Source organism: Streptomyces sp. NPDC028910 (assembly GCF_055564955.1).
On record NZ_JBVHVF010000001.1, the window covers coordinates 495,698 to 521,640 of the forward strand.

The following is a 25,943-nucleotide window of genomic DNA, read 5'->3' on the forward strand; positions in this document are numbered from 1 at the left end:
GCCGGCTTACTCCGCCCAGGGCAGGACGCGGGTGCCCTCGGTGTCCGGGACGGAGACGACCCCGTCCGCGCGCATGGCCACGTACGCCTGGAAGGACTCGGTGGCGTGGATCCGGCGCATCACGTCGGGGGGCAGGACCAGGGTCTGGCCGGTGGTCACCTTCTCGGTGCGGCCGTCGCAGGTGACCTCCAGGGAGCCGGCGGTGAGCGTCCAGACCTGTTCGCGGCTGACGGAGTGCTCGGGGCCGGTGATGCCGGCGGCCATGTCGACGTGCCAGGTGCTGAGCTCGGAGCTGCCCCGGCTGGGGGCGGCGAGTCCGGTCATGGTGGCGTTCGTGGTGACGGTGACGTTGTCGGGGGAAGCGGCGATCACGTGCAAGAGGAGCCCTCGTTCCACTTGAGTCAAGTAGCTTTACTCGGATGAGTAAAGCAGCTTGTCCCGCTCGTGTCACCATGTTTCCGTGACCCATCACCGAAACGACGAGGGCATTGAGCTGACCTTCCTCATGGGACTCGGCTTCCAGCTCCTCCTGGGCGAGTTCACCCGGCGCCTCGCCGAGGTCGGCTACACGGACCTGCGCCCCCTGCACGGCATGGCCTTCCAGGCCCTCAAGGGGCCCGGCGCCACCGCCAGTGAGCTCGCCGAACGGCTCGGGGTGACCAAGCAGGCCGCCGGACAGATCGTCGACGACCTGGAGAAGCGCGGCTACGTGCGCCGCGAGCCGCACCCCGAGGGGGGCCGGCGCAAGCTGGTCGTGCTGACCGCGGCGGCCACCGAACACCTCGCCGTCGCGGGCCGGATCCTGCACGATCTGGAGGCCGAGCTCGGACGCACCGTCGACCTCGGCACCCTGCGCGGGGAGCTCGGACGCCTGGTGCGCGCGCTCCACGGGGAAGGGGGACTTCCGCCCCTGCGTCCGGTGTGGTGAGCGGCGACTCCACCCGCCGGTTGTGACGGGGGCGTGCGGCGCCGCCCCGCAGGGCTACGCCCTGGAGAAGGACGCGTAGGCCTCGCGCAGCTGCGTCCGGCGGGTGTCCGTCCAGGCGGCCCAGTCCGCCGGCCGTCCGGCCAGCGCGGATTCCAGCAGCTCGAAGTGCTCGTGCCAGCCGGCGAGGCAGTCGAGGCGCTCGTCCTCCGATCCGCTTCGCTCGTTCACGAACCGGATCACCGTGGAATCCGTCCCCACCGCCTCCAGGTGGAAGCGGATCCGCCCGAGCTCACCGAGCGTGTACTCGACGACGCGCTCCACGTCCCAGGCGCTGACGTGGCCGCTCGCCACCGTCCCGGTGTTCGGCCAGCGCAGCGTGACCGCCCCGCCGAGCCTGCGTTCCAGGACGTCCGCCGCGGCCAGCCAGCCGCGCAGGCCGTCCGCCGTGGTCACGGCGGGCCAGAGCACCTCGTAGGAGTACGGCAGGTGCAGCTCGAAGCGGAGCAGCCAGCGGTTCTCGCCGCGGCGCTCGCTGGTGGCATGGCTCACGAGAGACATGCCACCAGCGTCCCACTCCCGTCGGTCGGACGCCCGGCGGTCAGACGCCCGGCGGTCAGACGCCCGCGTAGGAGTGCTTGCCGCTGAGCAGGATGTTCACGCCGTAGTAGTTCCAGATCCAGCAGGCGAAGGCGAAGAGCGCCAGGTACGCGGCCTTGCGGCCCTTCCAGCCGGCGGTGGCACGGGCGTGCAGGTAGCAGGCGTACGCCACCCAGGTCACGAAGGACCAGACCTCCTTGGGGTCCCAGCCCCAGTAGCGGCCCCAGGCGTCGCCCGCCCAGATCGCGCCCGCGATGATCGTGAAGGTCCACAGCGGGAAGACGGCGGCGTTGATGCGGTACGAGAACTTGTCGAGCGAGGCCGCCGAGGGCAGCCGCTCCATCACGGACGCGGTGAACCGCCACGTCGTACGGCCCTCGGCCAGCTTGCCCTCGTAGGCGTCGCGGAAGAGGTAGAGGACCGCGCCGGCCGCGCCGAGGTAGAAGACGGCGCCGCAGAAGATCGCGGTGGAGACGTGGATCCACAGCCAGTACGAGTGCAGGGCCGGGACCAGCTGGTCGCTTTCGGTGTAGAGCCAGGTGACCGCGATGCCGAGGTCCAGCAGGACGGTGGTGACCAGGATCAGGCCGAGCCAGCGGACGTTCTTCTTCAGGGCGAGCAGCACCAGGTACGCGCCGACGGCCACCGTGGAGAAGGTGATCGAGAACTCGTACATGTTGCCCCAGGGGGCCCGCTGCACCGACATCGCGCGGGCGACGACTCCACCCGCCTCGACGAGGAAGGCGAGCGCGGTGAGCGAGACCGCGATCCGCCCGTACAGGTCGCCCTGTACGGTGCCGCCCGCGGCGCCCGGGCCGTCCGGCACGTCGCGCGTGCCGGCGGCGGAGCGGGTGACGACCTTCGGCCGGTCGAGGACGGCGGTGCCTGCCTTGCCGCGCACCTGCACGGCGGGGGCAGGGGCCTGCTGGGCACCGGTCAGCGCGGCGGCCGTACGGGCCACCTTGCTGCGGCTGCCGAAGGTCCACTCGGCGATGTGCGCGAAGAAGGCGAGCGTGTAGACCGCCATCGACGAATAGATCAGGTAATTGCTGATCTCAGCCAGGTTCTCGTTGGCTGCGGCTGCGAGCGGCGTCATCCGCGCTCTCCTTCGGGGGTTTCTTCGACAGGTTCGGCGGGCGTCGCGGTCGGCGCCTGCTCGTGCAGCGTGGCGGCGAGCTCCGCCAGCTCCTCGGGGAGCTTGGCGGACTCGCTGCGGCCCAGGCCCGCCATCTCGACGACGGTCACGCCGTCCTTCCCGGTCACGGCGCGGACCCAGATCCGCCGGCGCTGGATGAACAGCGAACCGGCCAGGCCCGCGATGGCGGCGATCGCGCCCGCGAGGGCGAGGCCGCTGCCGGGCTGCTGGGTGACGGAGAAGGTGGCCCACCGCTCGATGCCCTCGAACTTCACGGTGCCCGCGCCGTCCGGCAGGGTCATCGTCTCGCCGGGTGCCAGCTTCTGCTTGAACAGCTGGCCCGACTCGTCCTTGAACGACTGCATCTTGGTCGTGTCGAGCTGGTACACGTTCTGCGGCAGGCCCGAGTCCACGCCGAGGCTGCCGTGCCAGGCGTTGAGCATGAGCCGCGGCAGGAGCGGGGCCGGGAACTGCGAGAACATCGTGCCCTGGCCCTCGCCGGCGAACGTCGGCACGAAGACGGCGTTGAAGCCGAGCTGCTCCTTCTTGCCGTCCTTGTCCCGGTAACCGTCGGTGACCTTGATGGCTCCGGTGGAGGTCAGGTTGGCGTCCTGCGGGAGCACCGGCACGGCGTCCTTGAAGATGACCTTGCCGGTGGGGTCGGTCACCGAGATGATCGGCGCGTAGCCGTGACCGAGCAGGTAGATCTTGGAGCCGTCGACCTCCAGGGGCTCGTTGACCTGGATCTCCCGCTTCTGCGGGGTGCCGGCGGCGCCCTCGGTGAAGGTGACGTACGCCTTGAAGTCGCGCGGGGTGCCCTTCTGCGGGCCGCTCATCTCGTACGACGCGTCGAACCTGTCCAGCGTGAAGCTGAACGGCGGCAGGTCGTCCGGGTGGAACAGGGTGCCCGGCTTGAAGTCGTCGTACTGCGTGAGCGTGTTCGAGAAGCCGCTGCCGCGCAGGACGAGCTTGCCGCCCTCGGACTTGAAGTACTGGCCCCAGGCGAAGGCCACGAGCATCACGATCAGCGCGACGTGGAAGATCAGGTTCCCGGCCTCGCGGAGGTAGCCCTTCTCCGCGGCGACGTGGCCCGCGCCGCTCTCGGTCCGGAAGCGGCGCCCGCCGAGCAGCGTCCGGGCGTACGAGAGGACCTCGTCCGGGGTCTTCCCGGTGCGCCAGGTGGTGTAGGCGGGCAGCCGGTCCAGCCGCTTGGGGGCGGCGGGCGGGCGGCCGCGGAGCTGGCCGACGAACTGCCAGGCGCGCGGGACGATGCAGCCGATCAGCGAGACGAACAGCAGCAGGTAGATCGCGGAGAACCACACCGAGCTGTAGACGTCGAAGAGCTGGAGCGTCTCGGCGACGCTCACCCAGGACGGGTTGTCCCTCTTCCAGACGGCGACCTTCGTCACGTCGACGTTGGTCTGCGGGATGAGGGAGCCGGGGATGGCGCCCAGGGACAGCAGGAACAGCAGGATCAGCGCCACCCGCATGGAGGTGAGCTGCCGCCAGAACCAGCGGGCCCAGCCGATCACGCCTATGCCGACGGCCGGCCCGGTGGGGCTGTCCTCCTGCGGGGCGGTGGAGAGCTGGGCACCGGCCGCGCCGAGTTCGGGCTCGGCCGGCTCGGCGGATTCGTGCGGCGCCGTGGACGCGTCGGTGGGCGCCTTGGTGGACGCCTTGTCTGTCGTACTCATGTGCGTTAAGTCCTCAGATCCCCACCGTGAAGCCTTGGGTCCAGCTCTGCATGTCGCTGACGATGCTGTCCCACAAACCTGTGACGAGCAGCAGACCGGTGAGGATCAGCATGCCGCCACCGATGCGCATCACCCATGCATAGTGCTTCTTCACCCAGCCGAATGCACCGAGCGCCTTGCGGAAGGCGATCGCGGCGAGGATGAAGGGCAGGCCGAGGCCAAGGCAGTAGACGACGGTCAGCAGCGCGCCGCGGCCGGCGCTCGCCTGGTCGATGGAGAGGGTGTTGACGGCGGCGAGGGTCGGGCCCATGCAGGGGGTCCAGCCGACGCCGAAGAGCACGCCGAGCAGGGGCGCGCCCAGCAGGCCCGCCGTCGGCTTCTTGTGGAAGCGGAACTCCCGCATCGTCAGACCCGGGATCGCCCCCATGAAGAAGAGGCCGAGAACGATCACGAGGGCGCCCAGGACGCGGGAGATGATCTCCTTGTTGTCCTGGAGCTCGGCCCCGAAGTAGCCGAAGAGCGCACCGGTGGAGACGAAGACCGCGGTGAACCCCGCGATGAACAGGCTCGCGCCCGCCAGCATCCGCCCGCGGCGGGCCTCGGCGAGGTCGGCGCCGCTGACGCCGGTCACGTAGGAGAGGTAACCGGGGACCAGCGGCAGCACGCAGGGCGAGAAGAAGGAGACCAGGCCCGCGAGGAGCGAGATCGGCAGCGCGAGCAGCAGCGCCCCGTTCAGGACCGTCTCGTTCACACCCGTGACCTCCGCGGCGAGGACGTACTCGACCACGAGGTCACTGCTCCGCGAGGAGCGGGTCGATCATCGAACGCAGCGTCTCCTCGCCGACCGGGACCAGGGCGCGGGCAGCGATCTTGCCCTCCTTGTCGAGGACGATCGTGGTGGGGATGGCCTGCGGGTTGAGGGTGCCCTTGGGGAAGCGGAGCATCAGCTTGCCGTCGGGGTCGTACAGGCTCGGGTAGGTGATGGCGAAGTCCGTCTCGAAGGCGGTCGCGCTCTGCTTGCTGTTGTCGCGGGTGTTGATGCCGACGAAGGCGACGTCCTTGCCCGCGTCGGCGAGCTCCTTGGACACCTTGGCGAAGGCCGGGGCCTCGCCCCGGCACGGCGGGCACCAGGAGCCCCACACGTTGAGGACGACGACCTTGCCCTTGAGGGTCGTGGTGTCGAGGGTCTTCCCGTCGAGCGTCTCGCCGTCGAGCTTGGGGGCCTCGGTGCGCTCACCCCGGGAAGCGGTGGAGACGCCGGCCTTGCCCGTGACGTAGTTGCCGCCGGAACCGCCGGAGGGCCGGCCGCCGTCCGAACCCGTGCACGCCGTCAGGGTCACGGCGCTCGCAAGGGTCACCGCGGTCAGCAGGAGGGCGCGGGCGCTGGTCGAGCGGCGGCTACTTCGACGGACACGGGCGCGGCTGTGGCTCATGTGAAAAGTTTCGCATGAGCAATTCGGGGATCTACCGCGCCCCCCGCACGGATGTCAATGCTCCTGGTCAGGCGATGGCTGGGCGGCGGTCAGGCGGCGGACAGGTACGCGTTCCAGCCGCCGGCCGGTGACCGGCCGGGGCCCAGCCCCCGCAGCCTGGCGAGCACCTTGGGGTCCTGGACGTCCAGCCAGTCGGTGAACTGCCGGAAGGATACGAGGCGTACGTCCTTTTTGTCCGCCATGCCCTTGAGTGCTTCCTCGACGGCGTCCATGTAGATGCCGCCGTTCCACTCCTCGAAGTGGTTGCCGATGAAGAGCGGCGCGCGGTTGGTCTCGTAGGCGCGCCTGAAGCCGCCGAGGTAGGTGGCCGTGGCCTGGGTGCGCCAGCCCGGGTAGTTGGCCGGCACGCCCCTCGTGGTGTTCTTCGACTGGTTGGCGAGGATGTTGTAGTCCATCGACAGCACCTCGAAGGAGTGCCCGGGGAAGGGCAGGGACTGCAGCGGCAGGTCCCAGACGCCCGACTTGCGCACCGGCCAGACCTGGAGGCCGCCGGGCGAGCTGGAGTCGTAGCGCCAGCCCAGTCTCTGCGCGGTCGCCAGCAGGCTGTCCTGGCCGAGGAGGCAGGGGGTGCGGGCGCCCGCCAGCTCCTTGCGGTAGTCGAAGGGCAGCGGTTCGAGGTCGGTGAAACCGGTGTTCGTGCGCCAGTTGGTGACGAACGACACGGCCTGGTCGATCTCGCTCTGCCAGTCGGCCGGGGTCCACTTGCCGACGGAGCCGGAGCCCGCGCAGAAGTGGCCGTTGAAGTGCGTGCCTATCTCGTGTCCGTCGAGCCAGGCCTCGCGGAGGTGACGCAGGGTGGAGCGGACGTTCTCGTCCTTGAGGTAGCCGATGTCCGAGGCCCCGACGGGGTTGTTCGGCGGCCGGTAGAGGCTCCGCTTCGACTCGGGCAGCAGATAGATGCCGGAGAGGAAGAAGGTCATGGCCGCGCCGTGGTCTTTGGCGAGCTTGAGGAAACGCGGGAAGAGACCGTTACCGATCTCACCCGCGCCGTCCCAGCTGAAGACGACGAACTGCGGTGGCGTCTCGCCCGGCTGGAGGGGCACGGGCTTGGCCGGCTGGCGGGGCTGCGGGCCGGTGTCGGCGGTGGAACCGTCGCCGATGACCCTGGCCGGGGGCCCGGACGTGGCGGGGGCCAGCGGGCCGGGCTTGCCCGGGCCGGATCCGCCGCCGCCGCCACAGCCCGCTATGCCCGCGGCCGCGGCACCCAGCCCCAGCCCGAGCACTCCCCTTCGACTGAAGTCGCGCATGTCACCGTCCCGTCGTCAGACCCGAAGTGCCTGACACGGTGATTCCCGCACGTCTTGTATTTATTTAGGCAAAGCTGTAACGGATCGTCACAGAATGCCGATCATGGGCGGGGGGGGGATCACGCGCCGAAGGCCTTGGACTTGCCCTTCACAGGCTTCGCTCCGGCCAGGAGATGCGCCGGGACCAGGTCCCGGGCCGGCTCGCTGTAGCCCACCGACACCAGCTTGTCGCCCTGGAAGGTGAAGGACGTCAGCGAGGCGAGCGTGCACTGGCGGCGGCGCGGGTCGTGCCACAGCCGGCGCTTCTCGGCGAAGCTGCGCACGATCCAGATCGGCAGCTGGTGGCTGACCGCCACCGCCTCGCGGCCGCGGGCCGCGTCGCGCGCGGCCTCCAGCGCGCTCATCATCCGGACCACCTGCTCGACGTACGGCTCGCCCCAGGAGGGCTTGAACGGGTTCGTCAGGTGCTTCCAGTTGCCGGGCTTGCGCAGCGCGCCGTCACCGACGCCGAAGGTCTTGCCCTCGAAGACGTTCTCCGCCTCGAGCAGCCGCGCGTCGGTCGCCAGGTCGAGGCCGTGGGCCTTGGCGATCGGCTCCGCCGTCTCCTGCGCCCGCTCCAGCGGGGAGGACACCACGTAGGCGATGTCCCGGCTCTTGAGGTGCTCGGCGACCCGGTCGGCCATCTGCCGGCCCAGCTCGGAGAGGTGGTAGCCCTCACGGCGCCCGTACAGGACCCCGTCCGGGTTGTGCACCTCACCGTGGCGCACCAGGTGCACGACGGTGATGTCGTTGCCGTCGCCGCTCATGCGGTGGCCTCCGCGGCGGCTCGGGCGGCGGCGGGCAGCGCCGCCGCGATGCGCTCGATCGCCTTCTCGTCGTGGGCGGTGGACACGAACCAGGACTCGAAGGCGGACGGCGGCAGGTAGACGCCCTGCGCCAGCATCGAGTGGAAGAAGCCGTTGAAGCGGAAGCCCTCCTGCTTCTTGGCGTCGTCGTAGTTGCGCACCTCGTCCTCGGTGAAGAAGACGGAGAACATGTTGGACGCGGTCTGCAGACGGTGCGCCACGCCCTCCTTGGCGAGCGCCGCCGTGACCAGGCCCTGGATCTCGGCCGACACCGCGTCGACCTTCTCGTACGCGGCCGGGTCGAGCAGCCGCAGCTGCGCGAGGCCGGCGGCGGTGGCGACGGGGTTACCGGAGAGCGTGCCGGCCTGGTAGACCGGCCCGGCGGGCGCGAGGTGGCCCATGACGTCGGCGCGGCCACCGAAGGCGGCTGCGGGGAAGCCACCGCCCATGACCTTGCCGAAGGTCATCAGGTCGGGCTTGACCCCGTCGACGCCGTACCAGCCGGCGCGGGAGGTCCGGAAGCCCGTCATGACCTCGTCGGAGATGTAGAGCGCGCCGTTCTCGCGGCAGAGGTCGGCGAGCCCCTGGTTGAAGCCCTCGGCGGGGGTCACCACACCCATGTTGCCGGGCGCGGCCTCGGTGATCACGCAGGCGATCTCGCCGGGGTGCGCGGCGAAGGCCGCCCGGACCGCCCCGAGGTCGTTGTAGGGGAGGACGATCGTGTCGCCGGCCTGCGCACCCGTCACACCGGGGGTGTCCGGCAGCGCGAAGGTCGCGAGCCCGGAACCGGCGGCGGCCAGCAGCGCGTCGACGTGACCGTGATAGCAGCCGGCGAACTTCACGACCTTGGCGCGGCCGGTGAAGCCGCGCGCCAGCCGGATCGCCGACATCGTGGCCTCCGTCCCGGAGGACACGAGCCGCACCTGCTCGACGGGTTCGATGCGCGCGACGATCTCCTCGGCGAGCGCCACCTCGCCCTCGCCGGGCGTACCGAAGGAGGTGCCGCGGGCGACGGCGGCCTGGACGGCCTCGATCACCTCGGGGTGGGAGTGCCCGAGGATCATCGGCCCCCACGAGCACACGAGGTCGACGTATTCACGACCATCGGCGTCCGTCAGGTACGGACCGGTCCCGGACACCATGAACCGGGGCGTACCGCCCACGGCGCGGAAGGCGCGGACGGGAGAGTTCACGCCGCCGGGGGTCACGAGGGAGGCGCGCTCGAAGAGCGTCTGCGAAACTGGGGCTTCATACGGGTACGGGTAGCTCACACCAGCCATGGTCTCAGAGGCCGCGACAGACTTGCGGGCGGGCGTTTCACCGCGTCGCCGCGGGGGAGGTCACTGCCATGATGATCAGGCTGCGTGGCGGGGGTCACGGGGCCGGGGCGAGCAAGACCAGTCGGGTGGAGATATGCAACGCGGTGGTGGACCGGGCGAGGGTACGGATGGCCTCGATCCGCAGCGCGCCCGCGAGGCCCGCCGCCGGGGCAAGCACCGCCGCCGATCCACCGAGGCGGCCGACGCCGTGGCGCCGCCCGCGACGCCCTCGGAGGACCTGCCCAAGGGCCGCGGCATGGGAGTGACGTACAAGTACTTCGGCGCCCCGGACGGCGCCACGGCGGCCCGGGTCCCCGTCACGATGCGGCCCGAGGAGCTCGGCGGCGACGAGCTCGGCATGGGCGGCCTCTTCACCAAGATCAAGCCGGAGACGGTGGCCGCGATGGTCCTGACCGGGATCGAGGGCATACCTCTCCACAAGGTGCCCCCGCTGGAGCTGGTCGTCCTCCACCCCGACTACGCGGTGGTCAAGCTCCCCATGACGGTGGTCGACCCGCTCCGCGGAATCGGCGAGGAATCGGTGGGCGCGGCCGCCTTCATCTGGTCCACGGTCCCGGACCGCGGCGGCCCGAGCGACGCCTTCAACGTCTACCAGCTGCTCCACGAGTGGCAGGACTTCTCCCACAGACTGCACGAGGCGGGCCACCAGCCGTACTGCCTGGTCTGGCCCTGACCTAGTCTTCGTCCACGCCTTCCCGGGCACGGACCACGCGGCGTCCAACGCGGTGTGCCGGCGAGCGGGGTTCGAGTGTCTGGGCGAGGTCGACTTCGAGTACCCGCCGGGGGTGCGCCGCCCGAGCTACGACTGGCGCTACCGGGTGCGGTAGCCGCCGGGGGCGGGTGCGAGGGCCGCGGCCGCTGCGCGGAGCTGGTCCCCGACCCGCCCTTTCGCCGTTTCCCGGGGCTCCGCCCCCGACCCCGCGCCTCAGACGCCGGCGGGGCTGGGTGGGGCGCCTCAAACGCCGGCGGGGCTGGGGTGGCCGGCGGGGCCGGAGGAAGTCAGGACGATGCGGCCTCGGACGCCCGGCGTCGCGAGGTGGGCGTGTGCCTTCGCCGCCTCGTCGAGGGGGAAGGTGTCCGCGACCCGCAGGGTGAGCTCGCCCGCGTCGACCAGGGACACCAGGCGGGCCAGGTGCGCCCCGTCCGGTGCGACCTCCTGCTCCTCGACCCGGATCCCGCGCTCCGCGGCCGGCGCGGCGCCGGGGATCAGGCCGATGTAGACGCCGCCGTCGCGGACGAAGGACAGCGCGCCCTCCCCCAGGACGGCCGTGTCCAGCACCCCGTCCACCGGCCCGGCCGGAGCCCCGCCGCGCGGTACGAAGCCGGCCGCGCCCAGCGAGCGTACGAAGGCCTCGTCCGCCGCGCCCGCCAGGGCCGTCACGACCAGGCCGGCCCGCGCCGCGAGCTGGACCGCGAGCCCGCCGACCACGCCCGCGGCGCCCGTGACGAGCACCGAGGAGCCGGGGGCGAGCCCCAGCAGGTCCACCGCGCGGGCCGCGGTGAGCCCGGCGAGCGGGAGCGCCGCGGCGGCGACGGTGTCCACGGTGGTCGGAGCGGCCGCCACCGCGGTGGCGTCGAGCACCGCGTACTGCGCATGCGTGCCCAGCGGCTTCACCGGCCCGTAGTGCAGGCCCACGACCTGGTCGCCCCGGCTCCAGCCGGTCACGTCCGGGCCGATCTCGTCGATCTCTCCGGCCACGTCCCAGCCCAGGCCGAGCCGCTGTCCGGCGCCGCCGAAGACGCCGGCGCGGACCGCGCCGTCCACCGGGTTGACCCCGGCGGCCCGGACCCGGATCCGGACCTGGCCCGCCGCCGGCCGAGGCACCGGGACCTCGGCCAGCTCGACCCGCTCCGGGCCGCCGAACTCCGTCACCACGGCCGCCAGCATCGTCTGCTCGCTCGTCTGCTCGCTCATCGTCGTCTCTCCCCGTTCGTTCGTTCGCTCGTTGGATCGCTCGTTGGATCGCTCCTGGCGAGCACTAACTTAGGGAGAGGTACTCTCCTTTCGTAAGTACGCACTCCAAGGTGCGTACCCGACCCGGAAGTGGGGTACCCATGGCCACCAGCACCGCCGCGGCCCGCCGCGAAGAGGCCCGTCACGCCTACGACGCCTTCCTCAAGGAATGCCCCACCGGCCAGCTGCTGGCGCGGATCAGTGACAAGTGGGTCGGCCTCATCGTCAGCGCCCTCGGCCAGGCCGAAGACCGCTCCCTGCGCTACAGCGACCTCGGCCGCAAGATCCCCGGCGTCAGCCAGAAGATGCTCACCCAGACCCTCCGCTCCCTCGAACGCGACGGTCTCGTCACCCGCACCGTCACCCCCACCGTCCCCGTCCGCGTCGACTACCGGCTCACCGACCTCGGCAGCAGCCTCGGCTGCCTCCTGTCCTCCGTGAAGCGCTGGGCCGAGAACCACTTCGACGAGGTCAGCGCCCACCGCGAGAGCTACGACGAGGCCGCCGCCTAGACCGCACAATTCGGCGGCGTCCCCACCCCGGCAATGGCATGCTGACAAGGTGAACGGACCCGGCATTCAGCTCACCCTCGCCCCCGAACTGCGCCTGTTCGCCGCGCCCAGCCGGCGCGCCGAACGCGTACCGACCGCGACCGACGGCGCGTCCAGCCTCGGCCACGTCGTCGAGTCGGCCGGCGTCCCGCTCACGGAAGTCGGCCGGCTGCTCGTCGACGGCCACGAGGTACCCGTCTCCTACGTGCCCCAAGAAGGCCAGAACGTCGAGGTCTTCGGAGTCGACCGGCCCCAACAGATCCCCGGCGCCCCGCTCCGCTTCCTCCTCGACGTCCACCTCGGCACCCTCGCCCGCCGCCTGCGCCTGCTCGGCGTGGACGCCGCCTACGAGAACGAGGACATCGGCGACCCCGCGCTCGCCACCCGCTCCGCCGTCGAACGGCGCGTCCTGCTCTCCCGCGACCGCGGCCTGCTGCGCCGCCGCGAGCTCTTCGCCGGTGCGTACGTCTACAGCGACAACCCGGACGAGCAACTGCGCGACGTCCTCAGCCGGTTCGCGCCCACCCTCGCGCCGTGGACCCGCTGCACCGCCTGCAACGGCCCGCTCCACGAGGCCGACAAGGACAGCGTCGGCGACCGCCTGGAAGGCGGCACGCACCGCACGTACGACGTGTTCGCGCAGTGCGCCGCATGCGAGCGCGTCTACTGGCGCGGCGCCCACCACGCCCGCCTGGAGCGGATCGTCGACGAGGCCCTCGTCGAATTCGGCACCGCCTGAGCCGGGCCCGAGCACCGCCCGAACACGCCCTGCCCAGCGCGGGCACGCTCTAGCTAGAACGCGTAGGCGTCACCAGTGTCCAGCGCCAGCACGACATGGTCGTTGTTGATGTGGTTCCGGTCCGTCGCACCGCCGTTCCACCACGTGTCGACCTCGACCACCACCTCCGGCGCCCGCTCCCGCAGCGCCAGCGCCAGCCCGATGTGCCGGCCCCGGCCGTGCAGCGGCAGCGGCCCCGTCTCGCACACCACCTCGCGCAGACCGGCCCGCGCGCAGCCCTCCGCCAGTCGCTGGCGGTCCGCGAGGTCGGCCGACAGCCGCACCCGCAGCGTCGCGTTCGCCAGCGCGGCCGGTCCGTCGTTCTCCGGGACCAGCCAGATCCGCAGCTGCGCCCCGGCCAGGGCCACCAGGCCGTGGTACGCCACATCGGCCTCCGGACCTGCCCACGCCGGCCCCGACGCCACCGCAGGCCCGGGGACCGGCCCCGACCCCGACACCGGCCCCGACACCGGCCCCGACACCGGCCCCGACGCCCCCGCGGGCGAAGCCGCACCAAGCGCCAGCAACCCCGCCACCACCACACTCCGTACGGCACCACGGCGCACCGCCACCACCTCCTCGCGCGGAGGCTAGCCACCAGCGGCGCCGACCGGTCGGACCATCACACGAACGAGGGCGCGCCCACCCCCGTATGCCCCGCGCCGCGCTGCGTACCTTTGAGCCATGTTGATCGCCCGCTCCGCCCTGCTCTTCTCCCTCGCCGCCCTCCTGGAGATCGGCGGCGCCTGGCTCGTCTGGCAGGGCGTCCGCGAGCACAAGGGCTGGGCCTGGATCGGCGCCGGGGTGATCGCCCTCGGTCTCTACGGTTTCGTCGCCACCCTCCAGCCACAGGGCGACTTCGCCCGCGTACTGGCCGCCTACGGCGGGGTCTTCGTCGCCGGATCCCTCGCCTGGGGCGTCGTCGCCGACGGCTACCGCCCCGACCGCTGGGACGTCGTCGGCGCCCTCGTCTGCCTCGCCGGAATGGCCGTGATCATGTACACCCCGCGGGGCCGCTGAGCCGCGCCTATGCTGGCGGGGAATCGCCCGTACGAACGACCGAGGAGCCCGCACATGAGCACGGCCGCCACCCGAACCGCCGTAGTCACCGGCGCGAGCAGCGGCATCGGCGCGGCCACCGCCCGGCAGCTCGCCGCAGCCGGCTACCACGTCGTCCTCACCGCCCGCCGCAAGGACCGCATCGAGGCCCTGGCCGCCGAGATCACCGAGGCCGGCCACTCCGCGGCCGCCCACGCCCTCGACGTCACCGACCGCGCCGCAGTCGACGCCTTCGCGGCCTCCCTCGACGGCTGTGACGTGCTGGTCAACAACGCGGGCGGCGCCATCGGAGCCGAACCCGTCGCCACCGGCGACCCGGCCGACTGGCGCACGATGTACGAGGTCAACGTCATCGGCACGCTCAACGTCACCCAGGCCCTGCTCCCCGCCCTCACCGCCTCCGGCGACGGCACGGTGGTGGTCCTCTCCTCCACCGCCGGCCACTCCACCTACGAGGGCGGCGCCGGCTACGTCGCCGCCAAGAACGGCGCCCGGGTCCTCGCCGAGACCCTCCGCCTGGAGATCGTCGGCCAGCCCGTGCGCGTCATCGAGATCGCCCCGGGCATGGTCAAGACGGAGGAGTTCGCGAAGACCCGGTTCCGCGGCGACGCGGAGAAGGCCGAGAAGGTCTACGCGGGCGTCGCGGATCCCCTGTCCGCCGACGACGTGGCCGACACCATCACGTGGGCGGTGACCCGCCCCAGCCACGTCAACATCGACCTCCTGGTGGTCCGCCCCCGCGCCCAGGCCTCGAACACGAAGGTCCACCGCGAGCTCTGACCCCCTCCGAGGGGGGACGGCCTGGCGAGGAGGGGCGGCCCCGCTGCTGTCAAGCCACGAATTCCCGAGACATGACGTGCGGCCCTTCGATCATGCCTAGTGGGATCTCCCCCACGACATGAGAGGGAGGGTGGCGATGACCTCTGAGAACAGCACGACGCGATGCTCGCAGGACATGGCCACGAGCTGCGGCCGCGGCTGCGCGCTCCGCGAGACGTGCGGAGCGCGTACGTCGACCCGCCGGGTGGTCAAGCGCTGGGTGGCCGCCGATCAGATACCGGTGGAAGCCGACGGCATCGCCCTGGCCCGGTCCGTCACGGAACACGTCCGGCGGACGGGAAAGCACTTCCTGCCGGAGCGGATGCTGGTCCAGCTGAGCGACGTCCGGCGTCGGCACGCCGCGGACCGCCCGTTCCTCGACGCCTTTCTCGACTGCTTGCTCGACAAACACGAGGGACGTTTCTGGAACCGCACCTACCTCGCGCTGCCCGTCCTGGAGCTCCTCATGGACGGTCCGCCGGACGCTCCGCCGGACGGTCCGCGTTCCGCGTCGAGCGCGGACCGGATGTCCACCCTGCTCCTGTCCGACATCGCGCGTTTCGAGATCAGGGCGGCAGGCGGATCGCGCGAGGGCCCCCGCCGGGGCCGGCCCGATCCGGCGAAGCTGGGTACGCGGCTGCGGCACGCCCTGCGGCTCGTCGCGAAGGGACTCGGCCACGAGGAGGCCGGCGACCTGCCGTCACGGATCGCGCACACGCCCCAGTCCCGCCTGCAGGACCTCCTCGATGACCTGCCCCGGCCGCCGGCGACGGATGCCTGGCAGTGGTTCGACGTCACCGTCCAGCCCGTCTACGTCCTGCACGACGAGTACTTCTTCATGCGCGCCCTCCAGACCCACGAAATGCTCTTCACCGCGATCGCGGCGGACACGCGGTCGGCCATCGGTGCCCTGCGCGCAGGGCGCCTGGAAGAGGGCGCGGAGCGCATGGACCACGCGGCTGCCCTGTTCGAGCGCGCCGCCGCCCTGTTCCGCACGGTCGCCACGATGCGGCCGGAGCAGTTCGCCGGTTTCCGGCAGTACACCGACGGCGCCAGCGCCATCCAGTCCGAGCAGTACAAACGGTTCGAGATCCTGTGCGGCGTCCCGCCCGCGCCCCGCTTGCGCTCGGCCGCCTTCGCGCACGTGCCCGCCGTACGGGCCGAGGCGGAGGACGCCGGCCACGACACGGTCACCCGGGCCTATCTCGACCTCCGCCGCGCGGGAGGACCCGGCCGGCCGGAGTGGGAGCGCCTCGACGCGGCGCTCGGCCGGCTGGAGAGCCGGCACCAGCGGTGGAAGGCGGCCCATCGCAGCCTGGCCGCGCGCATGCTCGGCGACGCGCGCGGCTCGGGGCACACCGATGGCGTTCCGTACCTGACGCAATGCCTCGGGAACCGGCTGTTCTGGCGGCTGGGCCCGGGCGTCAGCCCTTGACGCGTCAGCCCCCGACGCGTCAGCCCTTGACGCAGATGACCTGCTTGAGCTTGGCCACGACCTGCACGAGGTCGGTCTGCTGGTCGATGACCTGCTCGATGGACTTGTACGCGCCCGGGATCTCGTCCACGACGCCCGCGTCCTTGCGGCACTCCACGCCCCTGGTCTGCTCCGCCAGGTCGCGCGCCGAGAACTTCCTCTTCGCCGCCGTACGGCTCATCTTGCGGCCCGCGCCGTGCGAGGCCGAGTTGAAGGACTTCTCGTTGCCGAGCCCCTTCACGATGTACGAGCCCGTGCCCATGGAGCCCGGGATGATCCCGTAGTCACCGCTGCCGGCGCGGATCGCGCCCTTGCGCGTGACCAGCAGGTCCATGCCGTCGTACCGCTCCTCCGCCACGTAGTTGTGGTGGCAGCTGATCTCCCGCTCGAAGGAGACCTTCGCCTTGCGGAACTCCCTGCGGACGACCTCCTTGAACAGGCTCATCATCGCGGCGCGGTTGTACTTGGCGTACTCCTGCGCCCAGAAGAGGTCGTTGCGGTACGCCTCCATCTCGGGCGTCTCCGCGAGGAAGACCGCGAGGTCCCGGTCGACGAGGTTCTGGTTGTGCGCGAGGCCGCGGGCCACGTCGATGTGGTGGGCGGCGAGTTCGTTGCCGATGTTCCGGGACCCGGAGTGCAGCATCAGCCACACCGCACCGGACTCGTCGAGACAGAACTCGATGAAGTGATTGCCGGATCCGAGCGTTCCGATCTGCTTCACGGCGCGCTCATGACGGAACTTGACCGCATCGGTGAGGTAGTCGAAGCGCTTCCACAGGCGCTCGTACCCCTCCACCGAGAAGCCGTACAGGCGCGCCGGGTCCACGGCCTCCTGGTGCAGGCCGGCGCCCACCGGAATCGCCCGCTCGATCTTCGACCGCAGCCCCGACAGGTCCCCCGGCAGGTCGTTCGCCGTCAGTGAGGTCTTGACCGCCGACATGCCGCAGCCGATGTCGACGCCCACCGCCGCCGGACAGACCGCGTCCTGCATGGCGATCACCGAGCCGACCGTGGCGCCCTTGCCGTAGTGGACGTCCGGCATGACGGCCAGGCCCTTGATCCACGGGAGGGTGGCGACGTTGCGGAGCTGCTGCATCGCGCCGTCCTCGACCGACGCCGGGTCGGTCCACATCCGGATCGGAACCTTCGCCCCGGGTACCTCTACATACGACATATTGAATCAATCCCCCGAAAACCACAGAAAACTCAGAATGCGCAAAAAGCCTCGCTCTTGATCCCAAATACGACAGAGGACCGGCGCCGGCACCAGCGTGTGCGATAGACATTGTGTCCAGCCGCGCCCGAGCCGCGGCAACGCATTTTCCTGACCGTCGGGGACCCGCCGGTCGAAGGGAGCCAGTGGACGTGCAGCGCAAGGCGGTACGGCGAGTCCTGCCAGGCATCGCGATGCTCACCGCGCTCGCGGCCGGCGGCGCAGCCCTGACCGGGTGCACCGGCGGGAGCGGCACCGGAAGCACCAGCGACTCGAAGGCGGGCGGCAGCTCCGCCGCGCCCGCCCAACCGGGGAAGTACCGCAGTCTGCCCGCGCCCTGCAAGGCCGGCGTCGACAGCAAGAAGCTCAAGGCCATGCTCCCGGCCGCGGACACCCTCACCCCCGAGCAGCGCGACCAGCTGTACGCCGGCGTCGCGGACGCCTCGTACGACGGCGACCGGCACGTCGGCTGCCGCTGGACCGCGCAGACGCCCGAGGAGACGCGGCTGCTGTCGGTCGGCTTCGAGCGCGTGGTCTCCTACGACCGGAGCGCCGCCAGCGACGACGACAAGGCGAAGCAGGTCTACGTACGCCGCCTCACCGACGCGAAACTGCCCTTCCCCGGCCCGACCGCGAGCCCGACCCCCACTCCCGCCGGTCCCCCACCCGCAGGCACGCCCGCCGCCGGAGCCGGAGCCGGAGCCGGAGCCGGAGCGCCCTCCCCCGGCGCCGGCCCGTCCACCCAGCCCGAGCTCGGCTCCCGCGTCCTGGAAGGCCTCGGCACCGAGTCGTTCCTGGAGGACAAGCTCAGCCCCGCCGGGGCCACCGCGGCGCAGGCGCGCACCGTGCGGATTGTGTTCCGTACCTCGAACGTCATCGTCACCGTCGAGTACAGCGTGCAGCCGGCCCTGCCCGGCACGGTCCCGCCGAGCACCGAAACCCAGGACAGGACACGGCAGTTGGCCCAAGCCCTGGTCGAGCGCTTCAACGAGTGAGCGGTGCGCGCCGCGGCCGGGCGTGACGGCCCGCACAGCAGGCGGGCGCCCGCTCGGGCTACCGTGGCACGGGTCCCGTGTCCGAAGAACACCCACCAACGCACTGAAGGAATCATGCACCGATCAGCCTCGCGCCTCACCCGCGTTCTCGCCTGCGCAGCCGTCCCGGTGATCCTCACCGTCGCCGGGTGTTCGTCCGACTCGGGCAAGGACTCGGGCTCGAACGGCGGCAAGAAGTCCGGTTCCTCCTCGTCGGCCAAGCCCAACGCGAAGTCCTCGCCGGCCCTGGAGAAGGCGGCCTTCGCCACGCTTCCGGACCCCTGCAAGGCGCTCCAGACGCAGACGATAGAAGCGATCGTCCCGGAGACGAAGGACAAGAACGGTACGGCGACCAAGTCGAACGACCTGACCAGCCGCGCCAGCTGCTCCTGGAACGGTCTGGACGAGGACGGCCTGAAGGGCTCGCAGTACCGCTGGCTCTCCCTCTCCTTCTTCCGCTACGACTCCCACGCCTCGCTCGGCAGCGCCAACAAGCGCGCCGAGGAGCAGTACAACAAGCAGGTCGAGACGGCCAAGACGACCGAGGGCGCGCAGGACCCGAAGGCGGAGGCGGCGGGCGGGATCGGTGACCAGGCGACGTCGGTCGTCTACACCGTGAAGAAGGACGTCGACTTCTTCAACACGACGATCGTGGCGCGCACCCAGAACGTGGTGATCACGCTCGATTACAACGGCGCCGCCTACGAGGGTGCCGGCGCGCCGGACCGGGCCAAGCTGCTCCAGGACGCGATCGCGGCCGCCAAGGAGGCCGTGACCTCGGTCGACACCGCCAACAAGCAGCCCGCGGAGCAGCCGCAGTCCCCCCAGCCCCAGCAGTAGCGGTGGCGGTCCGGGGCCTCCTGGGGCACTGACATCCAGTCACCCGTACGCTGTGCCTGCCGCAGTCCCGTAAAGGCTCGGTAAGCACTCAGCGCTCGGTATGTGCTCGACAAGAGGAGGGGATCGCGGGTGGCCGCGATGCAACTGACTCGTACCCACCGAATACTCATCGGCGTCGTGGTCGCGGGAGCCGTGGTCATCGCGGGTATCGGCTTCGCGGGCTCGTACGCCGCCGTGCGCGAACTCGCCCAGCAGAAGGGGTTCGGCAGCTTCTCGCTGGTGTTCCCGATCGGCATCGACGCGGGCATCTGCGTGCTGCTCGCGCTGGACCTGCTGCTGACGTGGATGCGGATCCCCTTCCCCCTGCTGCGCCAGACGGCATGGCTGCTGACGGCGGCGACGATCGCCTTCAACGGCGCGGCCTCCTGGCCGGACCCGCTGGGTGTCGGCATGCACGCGGTGATCCCGATCCTCTTCGTGGTGACGGTGGAGGCCGCCCGGCACGCGGTGGGCCGGATCGCGGACATCACCGCCGACCGGCACATGGAGGGCGTCCGCATCACCCGCTGGCTGCTCTCTCCGATCCCCACCTTCAAGCTGTGGCGCCGGATGAAGCTGTGGGAGCTGCGCTCCTACGAGCAGGCCGTGACCATGGAGCAGGACCGGCTGATCTACCAGGCCCGTCTCCAGGCGCGGTACGGGCGCTTCTGGCGGCGCAAGGCCCCGGTGGAGGCGCTGATGCCGCTGAAGCTGGCCCGGATCGGCGTGCCCCTCTCGCAGACGGCCCCGGACGCGCTGGCGGCGACGGGCATCGAGCCGGCGCTGCTGCCCCCGCTGGCGCAGCAGGCTCCGGCCGCGACGGGAGCCCCGGCCCTGGCGGCCGCGGCGGCCACGCCGGCCGCGCCGGAGCTCGCCCAGGAGCTCCAGGAGCTCCAGGAACTCCAGCAGGCCCAACAGCCCCAGCACCCCCACGACCCGGCGCAGGGCCAGGCCCAGGACCACCCCCAGGCCCCGGCACAGCTCCACCCCCAGACCCCGCCCGCCGTCACCCACGCCCCGCCGCCCTTCGCGGTGGAGCCGACGGCCATGCCCGCCGCCCACAACAGCGCGTGGTTCGCCGCGCCGCTGGCGCCGCAGGCGGCGTACGAGGGCGGCTACAACCCCCAGTACGTCGAAGGCCTGGAGCCGACCCCGGTCCTGCCCCCCACGGGCCCGGAGGACCAGCAGCAGGCGCAGCAGGCGCAGCAGGCGCCGCAGGAACACCCGGTCCCGGCCCCCCGCCAGGAGGAGGCCCCGCAAGCCCCGCAGGCGGACGGCCCCGAGACCCCGGACGAGGCCGAGTTCGCCGAGGTGGCGTACAAGGTGTTCTGCGCGCTGGCCGACGAGAAGCAGGACTACCCGTCGGCCGAGGCCCTCGACATACACCTCTCGGACGGCTACGGCGTGACCCATCCGCGCAGCGGGTCCCTGCTCCGCCGGATGATCCCGGCGTTCAAGCTGCGCTACAACAAGGACCGGGAGGCCGAGCACATCGCGTAGGCCAGGCCCCAGGCAGCGGAAAGGGCCCGCACCCCGAGGGGTGCGGGCCCTTTCACATGCCTGCGGGACCTCAGACGGCGAGCAGCTTGCGCACCCGGTCCGCGCCCACCGCCAGCAGCAGCGTGGGCAGGCGCGGCCCGGTCTCCCGGGTCACCAGGAGCCGGTACAGCAGCGCGAAGAACGTCCGCTGCGCGACCTTGAGCTCCGGCGTCGGCTTCGCGTCGGGCTCCAGCCCCGCCATGACCTTCGGCACGCCGTAGACCAGCGTGGTCAGCCCGTCGAGCGACCAGTGCGTGTCGAGCCCGTCGACAAGCATCCGCAGCGACTGGCGCGCCTCCTCGTCCAGCGAGGACAGCAGCTCCATGTCGGGCTCCTCGCGCACGAGGGTCCGCTGGTCGGCCGGGACCTGGGTGGTGATCCAGTTCTCGGCGCGGTCCAGGCGCGGCCGTACCTCGTCGAGCGAGGTGAGCGGCTTCTCCGGATCCAGCTCGCTCAGGATGCGCAGGGTCTGCTCGTCGTGCCCGGCGGTGATGTCCACGACCGAGGCGAGCGTGCGGTAGGGCATCGGCCGCGGCGTGCGCGGCAGCTCACCAGCCGCGGTGCGCACGGCGCGGCTGTGCGCGGCCGCGTCGGCGGGCAGCACGGAGCCGTCCGCGACCTTGGCCTCCAGCTTGTCCCACTCGTCGTAGAGCCGCTGGATCTCCTGGTCGAAGGCGATCTTGAAGGACTGGTTGGGACGGCGGCGCGCGTACAGCCAGCGCAGCAGCTGCGGCTCCATGATCTTCAGCGCGTCGGCCGGGGTCGGGACCCCGCCCTTGCTGGAGGACATCTTCGCCATGCCGCTGATGCCCACGAAGGCGTACATCGGTCCGATCGGCTGCTCGCCACCGAAGATGTGCACGATCTGGCCGCCGACCTGGAAGGACGAGCCCGGCGAGGAGTGGTCGACGCCCGAGGGCTCGAAGACCACGCCCTCGTAGGCCCAGCGCATCGGCCAGTCGACCTTCCAGACCAGCTTGCCGCGGTTGAACTCGCTGAGCTTGACCGTCTCGGTGTACTCGTCCTCGGTGCAGACGTAGGTCATCTCGGTCGTCTCGTCGTCGTACGAGGTGACCTTGGTGAAGTCCTTGCCGCACTCGCCGCAGTAGGGCTTGTACGGGAAGTACCCGCCCTCGGCGCTGCTGCCGTCGTCCTCGGCGGCCGCCCCGGAGCCCTCGGCGGCCTCCAGCTCGGCCTCGTCGACCTGCTTCTGCTGCGGCTTCTTGCCGCCCGGCTTGATCTTCGTCCGGTACTGGTCGAGGACCGCGTCGATGTCGCCGCGGTGCTTCATCGCGAACAGCACCTGCTCGCGGTAGACACCGGTCGTGTACTGCTCGGTCTGACTGATCGGGTCGTACTCGACGCCCAGCTCGGCCAGTGCCGAGGTCATGGCGGCCTTGAAGTGCTCGGCCCAGTTCGGGTACGCCGACCCGGCCGGGGCCGGTACGGAGGTCAGCGGGCGCCCGATGTGCTGGCCCCACGACTCGTCGACGCCGGGCACGCCCGCCGGCACCTTGCGGTACCGGTCGTAGTCGTCCCACGAGATGAGGTGGCGGACCTCGTAGCCCCGGCGGCGGATCTCGTCCGCGACCAGGTGCGGGGTCATGACCTCACGGAGGTTGCCCAGGTGGATCGGACCGGAGGGGGAGAGTCCGGACGCGACGACAACAGGTTTGCCGGGTGCTCGGCGCTCCGCCTCGGCGATGACCTCGTCCGCGAAACGGGAGACCCAGTCGGTCTCGGTGCTGCTCTGAGCCACGACACGTCCTTCTATCTCGAATGCTGGCTTCAGCCATTCTCCCAGACGGAAGAGGTCGCTCCGGGGTTGCTTCCTCCCGCCGGTCCTCCCGCCGATTCTCACGGGAAACGGAGGGGCCCCGCGTGGGATACTCGGCACTTGTCGGAACAACCAAGTGCATCCACCGGCACGACCTCACAGGAACGGCAGCTCATGGCCTCGGTCCCTTCCCTCGCTTCTTCCGTCAATCAGCGCGTCGCGGACGCCCTCGCCTCCGCCCTGCCGGAGGCCGGTGCCGCGGACCCGCTGCTGCGACGAAGCGACCGGGCCGATTTCCAGGCCAACGGCATCCTGGCGCTCGCGAAGAAGGCCAAGGCCAACCCGCGCGAGCTGGCGACGACCGTGGTCGAAGGCATCCCGACCGGTGACCTGATCCAGGAGATCGAGGTCTCGGGCCCCGGCTTCCTCAACATCACCATCACCGACAAGGCGATCATCGAGACGCTCGCGGCGCGGGCGCTCGACGACCGCCTCGGCGTGCCGCTCGCGGCGAACCCGGGCACCACGGTGATCGACTACGCCCAGCCGAACGTCGCCAAGGAGATGCACGTCGGCCACCTGCGCTCGGCCGTCATCGGCGCGGCGATGGTGGAGATCCTGGAGTTCACGGGCGAGAAGGTGGTCCGCCGCCACCACATCGGCGACTGGGGCACCCAGTTCGGCATGCTCATCCAGTACCTGCTGGAGCACCCGCACGAGCTGGACCACAAGGCCACCGACGCCGACGTGGAGGTCTCCGGCGAGGAGGCCATGTCCAACCTCAACCGCCTCTACAAGGCCTCGCGCGCGCTCTTCGACTCCGACGAGGAGTTCAAGACGCGGGCCCGGGCCCGGGTGGTGGACCTCCAGGCGGGCGAGCCCGAGACCCTGGCCCTGTGGCAGCGGTTCGTGGACGAGTCGAAGATCTACTTCTACTCCGTCTTCAACAAGCTGGACATGGACATCCAGGACCCCGACGTGGTCGGCGAGTCCGGCTACAACGACATGCTGGTGGAGACCTGCAAGCTGCTGGAGGAGTCGGGCGTCGCCGTCCGCTCCAACGGCGCGCTCTGCGTCTTCTTCGACGACATCAAGGGCCCGGACGGCAACCCGACCCCGCTGATCGTGCAGAAGTCGGACGGCGGCTTCGGCTACGCGGCCACCGACCTCTCCGCTATCCGCGACCGGGTGGCCCACCTCAAGGCGACCGAGCTGATCTACGTGGTCGACGCCCGCCAGTCCCTGCACTTCAAGATGGTCTTCGAGACGGCGCGCCGGGCGGGCTGGCTGAACGACGAGGTCAAGGCCGTACAGCTGGCCTTCGGCACGGTCCTCGGCAAGGACGGCAAGCCGTTCAAGACCCGTGAGGGCGAGACCGTCCGGCTGGTGGACCTGCTGGACGAGGCCATTGACCGCGCCGCGGCCGTCGTACGCGAGAAGGCCCAGGACCTGTCCGAGGCCGAGATCGGTGAGCGTGCCGTCCAGGTCGGCATCGGCGCGGTGAAGTACGCGGACCTCTCGACCTCCGCCGCGCGCGACTACAAGTTCGACCTGGACCAGATGGTCTCGCTGACGGGTGACACGTCCGTGTACCTCCAGTACGCGTACGCCCGTATCAAGTCCATCCTGCGCAAGGCCGGGGACGCGAAGCCCGCTGCGCACCCGGAGCTGGCGCTCGCGCCGGCCGAGCGCGCGCTGGGCCTGCACCTGGACCACTTCGGCGAGCTCATCGCCGAGGCCGCGTCGGAGCACGCGCCTCACAAGCTGGCGGCGTACCTCTACCAGGTGGCGTCGCTCTACACGACCTTCTACTCGGAGTGCCCGGTCCTGAAGGCGGACAGCCCGGAACAGGTGGAGAACCGCCTCTTCCTGTGCGACCTGACGGCACGCACCCTGACCAAGGGCATGTCCCTCCTCGGAATCCGCACCCCCGAGAAGCTCTGACCGCATCCGGCCACGCGACGGCCCCGTCTCCCGGTGGGAGGCGGGGCCTTCCGTTGCCCTACACCGCGCCGAAAACCTCGACCTTGCACCGGGCACTCCCGGACCGGCCGATCCGTGCGTCGCACGTGACGAGCGGTACCTGGAGCCCTTCGGCCAGGGCCACGTAGGTGGCGTCGTACGCGGAGAGGTTCGCGTACAGCTCTCGCACCCGGGGCAGCACCGGCAGGTGCTCCATCCGCCTGACCGGAAGTGCTCCGAAGTCGTCCCATGCGGCGTCCAGCTGACGGTCGGAGAGCTTGCCTCCCCGGAGGCGGCCGAGCAACGCGTGCGCGACTTCCACATCGAGCAGATGCGGAGCGGCGAGCCGTTCGCCCACCACCCGCTCACGCACGGCCTCGCCCACTGGACCCGCGTCGGCGACCAGCATCACGACCGCGCTCGCGTCGATCACGATCATTCGCGCCGCCGACCCGCGTCGAGGTCGCCGAGGACCTCGTCCACGCTCAGCTCGGCCGACACACGAGAACGGATCCGCGCGACGACGTCCTCCACGGACGGAGTCGCGGCCTCCTCCTCCAGCAGGGTCCGGGCATACGCCTGAAGCGACTGGCGACTACGGGCGGCCCGTATCTTCAGCTCGGCGAGCGCCTCGTCGGACAAGTCACGGACATACAGGGTGGCCATGCGACAAGACTAGTCGCAGTGCGAGCATTCTGCTAGCACGCACCCACCGGTTCACCCGAACAGCCCGGTTCCGGCCGTACGGGTCGGGTAGGGGACGGCCCGTCCTACCCGACCCGACCCGACCCACCGGAGACCTTCGTGCCCGACATGAACGGCCCCTACAAGCCCGGCACTCCGTGCTGGATCGACCTGATGGTCCCCGACCAGCAGGCGGCCCTCGACTTCTACTGCGGCCTCTTCGGCTGGCAGGGCGAGATCGGCCCGCCCGAGCAGGGCGGGTACTCCGTCTGCACCCTCAAGGGCAGGCCGGTCGCCGGCATCATGCAGGCGATGAACCCGGACGGCACCGTGCCGGACCCGATGCCCCCGAGCGTGTGGACCACGTACCTCTCCACCGACGCCATCGACGCCACGCTCAAGGCCGTCAAGGACGCGCACGGCACGGTCATGACGGGCCCGATGGAGGTCATGGACCTCGGACGGATGGCCGTCGCGGCCGACCCGACCGGCGCCGTGTTCGGCCTGTGGCAGCCGGGCTCCTTCGACGGCGCGGGCATCGTCAACGAGCACGGCGCCCTCATCTGGAGCGAACTGAGCACCGGCGACGTCCCCGCCGCGGCCGCGTTCTACTCCGCCGTCCTGCCGATCACCACCACCGCCTCGAAGGAGGAAGGCGCCGAGGGGTACACGGAGTTCATGGTCGGCGGCCGCGCGGTGGGCGGGATGATGAGCCTGGACCAGATGCCGCCGGGTACGCCCCCGAACTGGCTGCCGTACTTCCACGCCGACGACGTCGACAGCGTCCAGGCCGCCGCCGAACGGGCCGGTGGCACCGCCCTCGCCCCCGCCTTCGACATGGTGGCGGGCCGCATGGCCGTCCTGGCCGACCCCCAGGGCGCCCCCTTCGCGGTGATCACGGCGAAGTCCCCGGAGCAGCCCGCCTGATGTGACCGGGCACA

General features: G+C 71.1%; 27 protein-coding genes. 12 read left to right on the forward strand and 15 right to left on the reverse strand.

The genetic code is table 11. The features are described 5' to 3' along the window. Positions 1-6 precede the first annotated feature (6 nt). Positions 7-372, reverse strand: a complete 366-nt coding sequence (locus ACZ4TV_RS02375; protein ID WP_468129749.1) for a cupin domain-containing protein — start codon at positions 370-372, stop codon at positions 7-9. Positions 373-505: 133 nt separating this feature from the next. Here ACZ4TV_RS02375 and ACZ4TV_RS02380 point away from each other — a divergent pair, with 133 nt between their 5' ends. Further along, the gene (locus ACZ4TV_RS02380; protein WP_468129922.1) at positions 506-928 is read left to right on the forward strand and encodes a MarR family winged helix-turn-helix transcriptional regulator; all 423 of its coding nucleotides are present in this window, start codon (positions 506-508) and stop codon (positions 926-928) included. Positions 929-982: 54 nt separating this feature from the next. Here ACZ4TV_RS02380 and ACZ4TV_RS02385 read toward each other — a convergent pair whose 3' ends face one another. From ACZ4TV_RS02385 to hemL, 8 genes are all read right to left on the reverse strand, one after another. Then, positions 983-1,486, reverse strand: a complete 504-nt coding sequence (locus ACZ4TV_RS02385; protein ID WP_468129751.1) for an SRPBCC domain-containing protein — start codon at positions 1,484-1,486, stop codon at positions 983-985. A gap of 55 nt (positions 1,487-1,541) precedes the next feature. Then, positions 1,542-2,621, reverse strand: coding sequence for a c-type cytochrome biogenesis protein CcsB (gene ccsB, locus ACZ4TV_RS02390; RefSeq protein WP_468129753.1), 1,080 nt, complete (start codon positions 2,619-2,621; stop codon positions 1,542-1,544). Next, entirely contained in the window at positions 2,618-4,354 is a 1,737-nt protein-coding gene (resB, locus tag ACZ4TV_RS02395; RefSeq protein WP_468129755.1) for a cytochrome c biogenesis protein ResB, read from the reverse strand. The genes ccsB and resB overlap by 4 nt, the downstream gene beginning before the upstream one ends. A 13-nt stretch (positions 4,355-4,367) precedes the next feature. Continuing rightward, positions 4,368-5,141 carry a cytochrome c biogenesis CcdA family protein gene (locus ACZ4TV_RS02400; RefSeq protein WP_468129757.1) on the reverse strand — a complete coding sequence of 258 codons (774 nt, stop codon included), beginning with the start codon at positions 5,139-5,141 and terminating at the stop codon, positions 4,368-4,370. Between the two features lie 4 nt (positions 5,142-5,145). Beyond that, a complete protein-coding gene (locus tag ACZ4TV_RS02405) occupies positions 5,146-5,787 on the reverse strand; it encodes a TlpA family protein disulfide reductase (protein ID WP_468129759.1) in 642 nt (213 codons plus the stop codon). Between the two features lie 89 nt (positions 5,788-5,876). Continuing rightward, on the reverse strand, positions 5,877-7,094 hold the full coding sequence (locus ACZ4TV_RS02410; RefSeq protein WP_468129761.1) for a polysaccharide deacetylase family protein: 1,218 nt from the start codon (positions 7,092-7,094) through the stop codon (positions 5,877-5,879). Positions 7,095-7,213: 119 nt separating this feature from the next. Then, the gene (locus tag ACZ4TV_RS02415) at positions 7,214-7,900 is read right to left on the reverse strand and encodes a histidine phosphatase family protein (RefSeq protein ID WP_468129763.1); all 687 of its coding nucleotides are present in this window, start codon (positions 7,898-7,900) and stop codon (positions 7,214-7,216) included. Continuing rightward, the gene (gene hemL / locus ACZ4TV_RS02420; protein WP_468129765.1) at positions 7,897-9,219 is read right to left on the reverse strand and encodes a glutamate-1-semialdehyde 2,1-aminomutase; all 1,323 of its coding nucleotides are present in this window, start codon (positions 9,217-9,219) and stop codon (positions 7,897-7,899) included. Before hemL ends, ACZ4TV_RS02415 begins: the two co-directional genes overlap by 4 nt. Before the next feature lie 133 nt (positions 9,220-9,352). On the opposite strand from hemL, the gene ACZ4TV_RS02425 reads away from it, so the two are divergent. Further along, the gene (locus ACZ4TV_RS02425; RefSeq protein WP_468129767.1) at positions 9,353-9,952 is read left to right on the forward strand and encodes a hypothetical protein; all 600 of its coding nucleotides are present in this window, start codon (positions 9,353-9,355) and stop codon (positions 9,950-9,952) included. 282 nt (positions 9,953-10,234) lie between these two features. Here the strand turns inward: ACZ4TV_RS02425 and ACZ4TV_RS02430 are convergent, their stop codons facing one another. Continuing rightward, the gene (locus tag ACZ4TV_RS02430) at positions 10,235-11,167 is read right to left on the reverse strand and encodes an NADP-dependent oxidoreductase (RefSeq protein WP_468129924.1); all 933 of its coding nucleotides are present in this window, start codon (positions 11,165-11,167) and stop codon (positions 10,235-10,237) included. A 167-nt stretch (positions 11,168-11,334) separates the two neighbouring features. Between ACZ4TV_RS02430 and ACZ4TV_RS02435 the strand changes: the two genes are divergently transcribed. After that, positions 11,335-11,745, forward strand: a complete 411-nt coding sequence (locus ACZ4TV_RS02435) for a winged helix-turn-helix transcriptional regulator (RefSeq protein ID WP_468129769.1) — start codon at positions 11,335-11,337, stop codon at positions 11,743-11,745. A gap of 49 nt (positions 11,746-11,794) precedes the next feature. Then, complete coding sequence (locus ACZ4TV_RS02440) at positions 11,795-12,523, forward strand: Mut7-C RNAse domain-containing protein (RefSeq protein ID WP_468129771.1); 729 nt, start codon at positions 11,795-11,797, stop codon at positions 12,521-12,523. A 53-nt stretch (positions 12,524-12,576) separates the two neighbouring features. Here ACZ4TV_RS02440 and ACZ4TV_RS02445 read toward each other — a convergent pair whose 3' ends face one another. After that, positions 12,577-12,948: a hypothetical protein gene (locus ACZ4TV_RS02445; protein WP_468129773.1), complete on the reverse strand. Its 372-nt coding sequence runs from the start codon at positions 12,946-12,948 to the stop codon at positions 12,577-12,579. Between the two features lie 298 nt (positions 12,949-13,246). On the opposite strand from ACZ4TV_RS02445, the gene ACZ4TV_RS02450 reads away from it, so the two are divergent. The 3 genes from ACZ4TV_RS02450 to ACZ4TV_RS02460 all read left to right on the forward strand — a co-directional run bounded on the left by ACZ4TV_RS02450 (position 13,247) and on the right by ACZ4TV_RS02460 (position 15,875). Further along, positions 13,247-13,582 (forward strand): YnfA family protein, encoded by a 336-nt coding sequence (locus ACZ4TV_RS02450; protein ID WP_468129775.1) that lies wholly within the window; start codon positions 13,247-13,249, stop codon positions 13,580-13,582. A gap of 54 nt (positions 13,583-13,636) precedes the next feature. Then, entirely contained in the window at positions 13,637-14,401 is a 765-nt protein-coding gene (locus tag ACZ4TV_RS02455) for an SDR family NAD(P)-dependent oxidoreductase (RefSeq protein WP_468129777.1), read from the forward strand. 136 nt (positions 14,402-14,537) lie between these two features. After that, positions 14,538-15,875 carry a tryptophan 2,3-dioxygenase family protein gene (locus ACZ4TV_RS02460; protein ID WP_468129779.1) on the forward strand — a complete coding sequence of 446 codons (1,338 nt, stop codon included), beginning with the start codon at positions 14,538-14,540 and terminating at the stop codon, positions 15,873-15,875. Positions 15,876-15,894: 19 nt separating this feature from the next. Here the strand turns inward: ACZ4TV_RS02460 and ACZ4TV_RS02465 are convergent, their stop codons facing one another. After that, a complete protein-coding gene (locus tag ACZ4TV_RS02465) occupies positions 15,895-17,088 on the reverse strand; it encodes an RtcB family protein (protein WP_468129781.1) in 1,194 nt (397 codons plus the stop codon). Between the two features lie 191 nt (positions 17,089-17,279). Here ACZ4TV_RS02465 and ACZ4TV_RS02470 point away from each other — a divergent pair, with 191 nt between their 5' ends. From ACZ4TV_RS02470 to ACZ4TV_RS02480, 3 genes are all read left to right on the forward strand, one after another. Continuing rightward, positions 17,280-18,122 (forward strand): DUF3558 domain-containing protein, encoded by an 843-nt coding sequence (locus ACZ4TV_RS02470; RefSeq protein WP_468129783.1) that lies wholly within the window; start codon positions 17,280-17,282, stop codon positions 18,120-18,122. Between the two features lie 114 nt (positions 18,123-18,236). Next, positions 18,237-19,001, forward strand: coding sequence for a DUF3558 family protein (locus ACZ4TV_RS02475; protein WP_468129785.1), 765 nt, complete (start codon positions 18,237-18,239; stop codon positions 18,999-19,001). 129 nt (positions 19,002-19,130) lie between these two features. Next, positions 19,131-20,540, forward strand: a complete 1,410-nt coding sequence (locus ACZ4TV_RS02480) for a DUF2637 domain-containing protein (RefSeq protein WP_468129787.1) — start codon at positions 19,131-19,133, stop codon at positions 20,538-20,540. Between the two features lie 70 nt (positions 20,541-20,610). Here the strand turns inward: ACZ4TV_RS02480 and lysS are convergent, their stop codons facing one another. Further along, positions 20,611-22,338: a lysine--tRNA ligase gene (gene lysS / locus ACZ4TV_RS02485; protein ID WP_468129789.1), complete on the reverse strand. Its 1,728-nt coding sequence runs from the start codon at positions 22,336-22,338 to the stop codon at positions 20,611-20,613. A 192-nt stretch (positions 22,339-22,530) separates the two neighbouring features. On the opposite strand from lysS, the gene argS reads away from it, so the two are divergent. Then, positions 22,531-24,300: an arginine--tRNA ligase gene (argS, locus tag ACZ4TV_RS02490; protein ID WP_468129791.1), complete on the forward strand. Its 1,770-nt coding sequence runs from the start codon at positions 22,531-22,533 to the stop codon at positions 24,298-24,300. A gap of 58 nt (positions 24,301-24,358) precedes the next feature. On the opposite strand, the gene ACZ4TV_RS02495 is transcribed toward argS, so the two are convergent. Both ACZ4TV_RS02495 and ACZ4TV_RS02500 read right to left on the reverse strand, forming a co-directional pair. Next, complete coding sequence (locus tag ACZ4TV_RS02495; RefSeq protein WP_468129793.1) at positions 24,359-24,757, reverse strand: type II toxin-antitoxin system VapC family toxin; 399 nt, start codon at positions 24,755-24,757, stop codon at positions 24,359-24,361. Beyond that, complete coding sequence (locus ACZ4TV_RS02500) at positions 24,754-24,984, reverse strand: FitA-like ribbon-helix-helix domain-containing protein (protein WP_468129795.1); 231 nt, start codon at positions 24,982-24,984, stop codon at positions 24,754-24,756. Before ACZ4TV_RS02500 ends, ACZ4TV_RS02495 begins: the two co-directional genes overlap by 4 nt. Positions 24,985-25,131: 147 nt before the next feature. Here ACZ4TV_RS02500 and ACZ4TV_RS02505 point away from each other — a divergent pair, with 147 nt between their 5' ends. Continuing rightward, positions 25,132-25,929, forward strand: a complete 798-nt coding sequence (locus ACZ4TV_RS02505) for a VOC family protein (RefSeq protein WP_468129926.1) — start codon at positions 25,132-25,134, stop codon at positions 25,927-25,929. The last annotated feature ends 14 nt before the right edge of the window (positions 25,930-25,943 follow it).

Excerpts from the sequence above, each read along its gene's own strand:
- ACZ4TV_RS02380 (WP_468129922.1), top strand. The coding sequence starts at position 506 with ATGGGACTCGGCTTCCAGCTCCTCCTGGGCGAGTTCACCCGGCGCCTC.
- ACZ4TV_RS02385 (WP_468129751.1), bottom strand. The coding sequence starts at position 1,486 with ATGTCTCTCGTGAGCCATGCCACCAGCGAGCGCCGCGGCGAGAACCGC.
- ccsB (WP_468129753.1), bottom strand. The coding sequence starts at position 2,621 with ATGACGCCGCTCGCAGCCGCAGCCAACGAGAACCTGGCTGAGATCAGC.
- resB (WP_468129755.1), bottom strand. The coding sequence starts at position 4,354 with ATGAGTACGACAGACAAGGCGTCCACCAAGGCGCCCACCGACGCGTCC.
- ACZ4TV_RS02405 (WP_468129759.1), bottom strand. The coding sequence starts at position 5,787 with ATGAGCCACAGCCGCGCCCGTGTCCGTCGAAGTAGCCGCCGCTCGACC.
- ACZ4TV_RS02410 (WP_468129761.1), bottom strand. The coding sequence starts at position 7,094 with ATGCGCGACTTCAGTCGAAGGGGAGTGCTCGGGCTGGGGCTGGGTGCC.
- ACZ4TV_RS02415 (WP_468129763.1), bottom strand. The coding sequence starts at position 7,900 with ATGAGCGGCGACGGCAACGACATCACCGTCGTGCACCTGGTGCGCCAC.
- hemL (WP_468129765.1), bottom strand. The coding sequence starts at position 9,219 with ATGGCTGGTGTGAGCTACCCGTACCCGTATGAAGCCCCAGTTTCGCAG.
- ACZ4TV_RS02425 (WP_468129767.1), top strand. The coding sequence starts at position 9,353 with ATGCAACGCGGTGGTGGACCGGGCGAGGGTACGGATGGCCTCGATCCG.
- ACZ4TV_RS02430 (WP_468129924.1), bottom strand. The coding sequence starts at position 11,167 with ATGCTGGCGGCCGTGGTGACGGAGTTCGGCGGCCCGGAGCGGGTCGAG.
- ACZ4TV_RS02435 (WP_468129769.1), top strand. The coding sequence starts at position 11,335 with ATGGCCACCAGCACCGCCGCGGCCCGCCGCGAAGAGGCCCGTCACGCC.
- ACZ4TV_RS02450 (WP_468129775.1), top strand. The coding sequence starts at position 13,247 with ATGTTGATCGCCCGCTCCGCCCTGCTCTTCTCCCTCGCCGCCCTCCTG.
- ACZ4TV_RS02455 (WP_468129777.1), top strand. The coding sequence starts at position 13,637 with ATGAGCACGGCCGCCACCCGAACCGCCGTAGTCACCGGCGCGAGCAGC.
- ACZ4TV_RS02460 (WP_468129779.1), top strand. The coding sequence starts at position 14,538 with ATGACCTCTGAGAACAGCACGACGCGATGCTCGCAGGACATGGCCACG.
- ACZ4TV_RS02465 (WP_468129781.1), bottom strand. The coding sequence starts at position 17,088 with ATGTCGTATGTAGAGGTACCCGGGGCGAAGGTTCCGATCCGGATGTGG.
- ACZ4TV_RS02475 (WP_468129785.1), top strand. The coding sequence starts at position 18,237 with ATGCACCGATCAGCCTCGCGCCTCACCCGCGTTCTCGCCTGCGCAGCC.
- argS (WP_468129791.1), top strand. The coding sequence starts at position 22,531 with ATGGCCTCGGTCCCTTCCCTCGCTTCTTCCGTCAATCAGCGCGTCGCG.
- ACZ4TV_RS02495 (WP_468129793.1), bottom strand. The coding sequence starts at position 24,757 with ATGATCGTGATCGACGCGAGCGCGGTCGTGATGCTGGTCGCCGACGCG.
- ACZ4TV_RS02500 (WP_468129795.1), bottom strand. The coding sequence starts at position 24,984 with ATGGCCACCCTGTATGTCCGTGACTTGTCCGACGAGGCGCTCGCCGAG.
- ACZ4TV_RS02505 (WP_468129926.1), top strand. The coding sequence starts at position 25,132 with ATGAACGGCCCCTACAAGCCCGGCACTCCGTGCTGGATCGACCTGATG.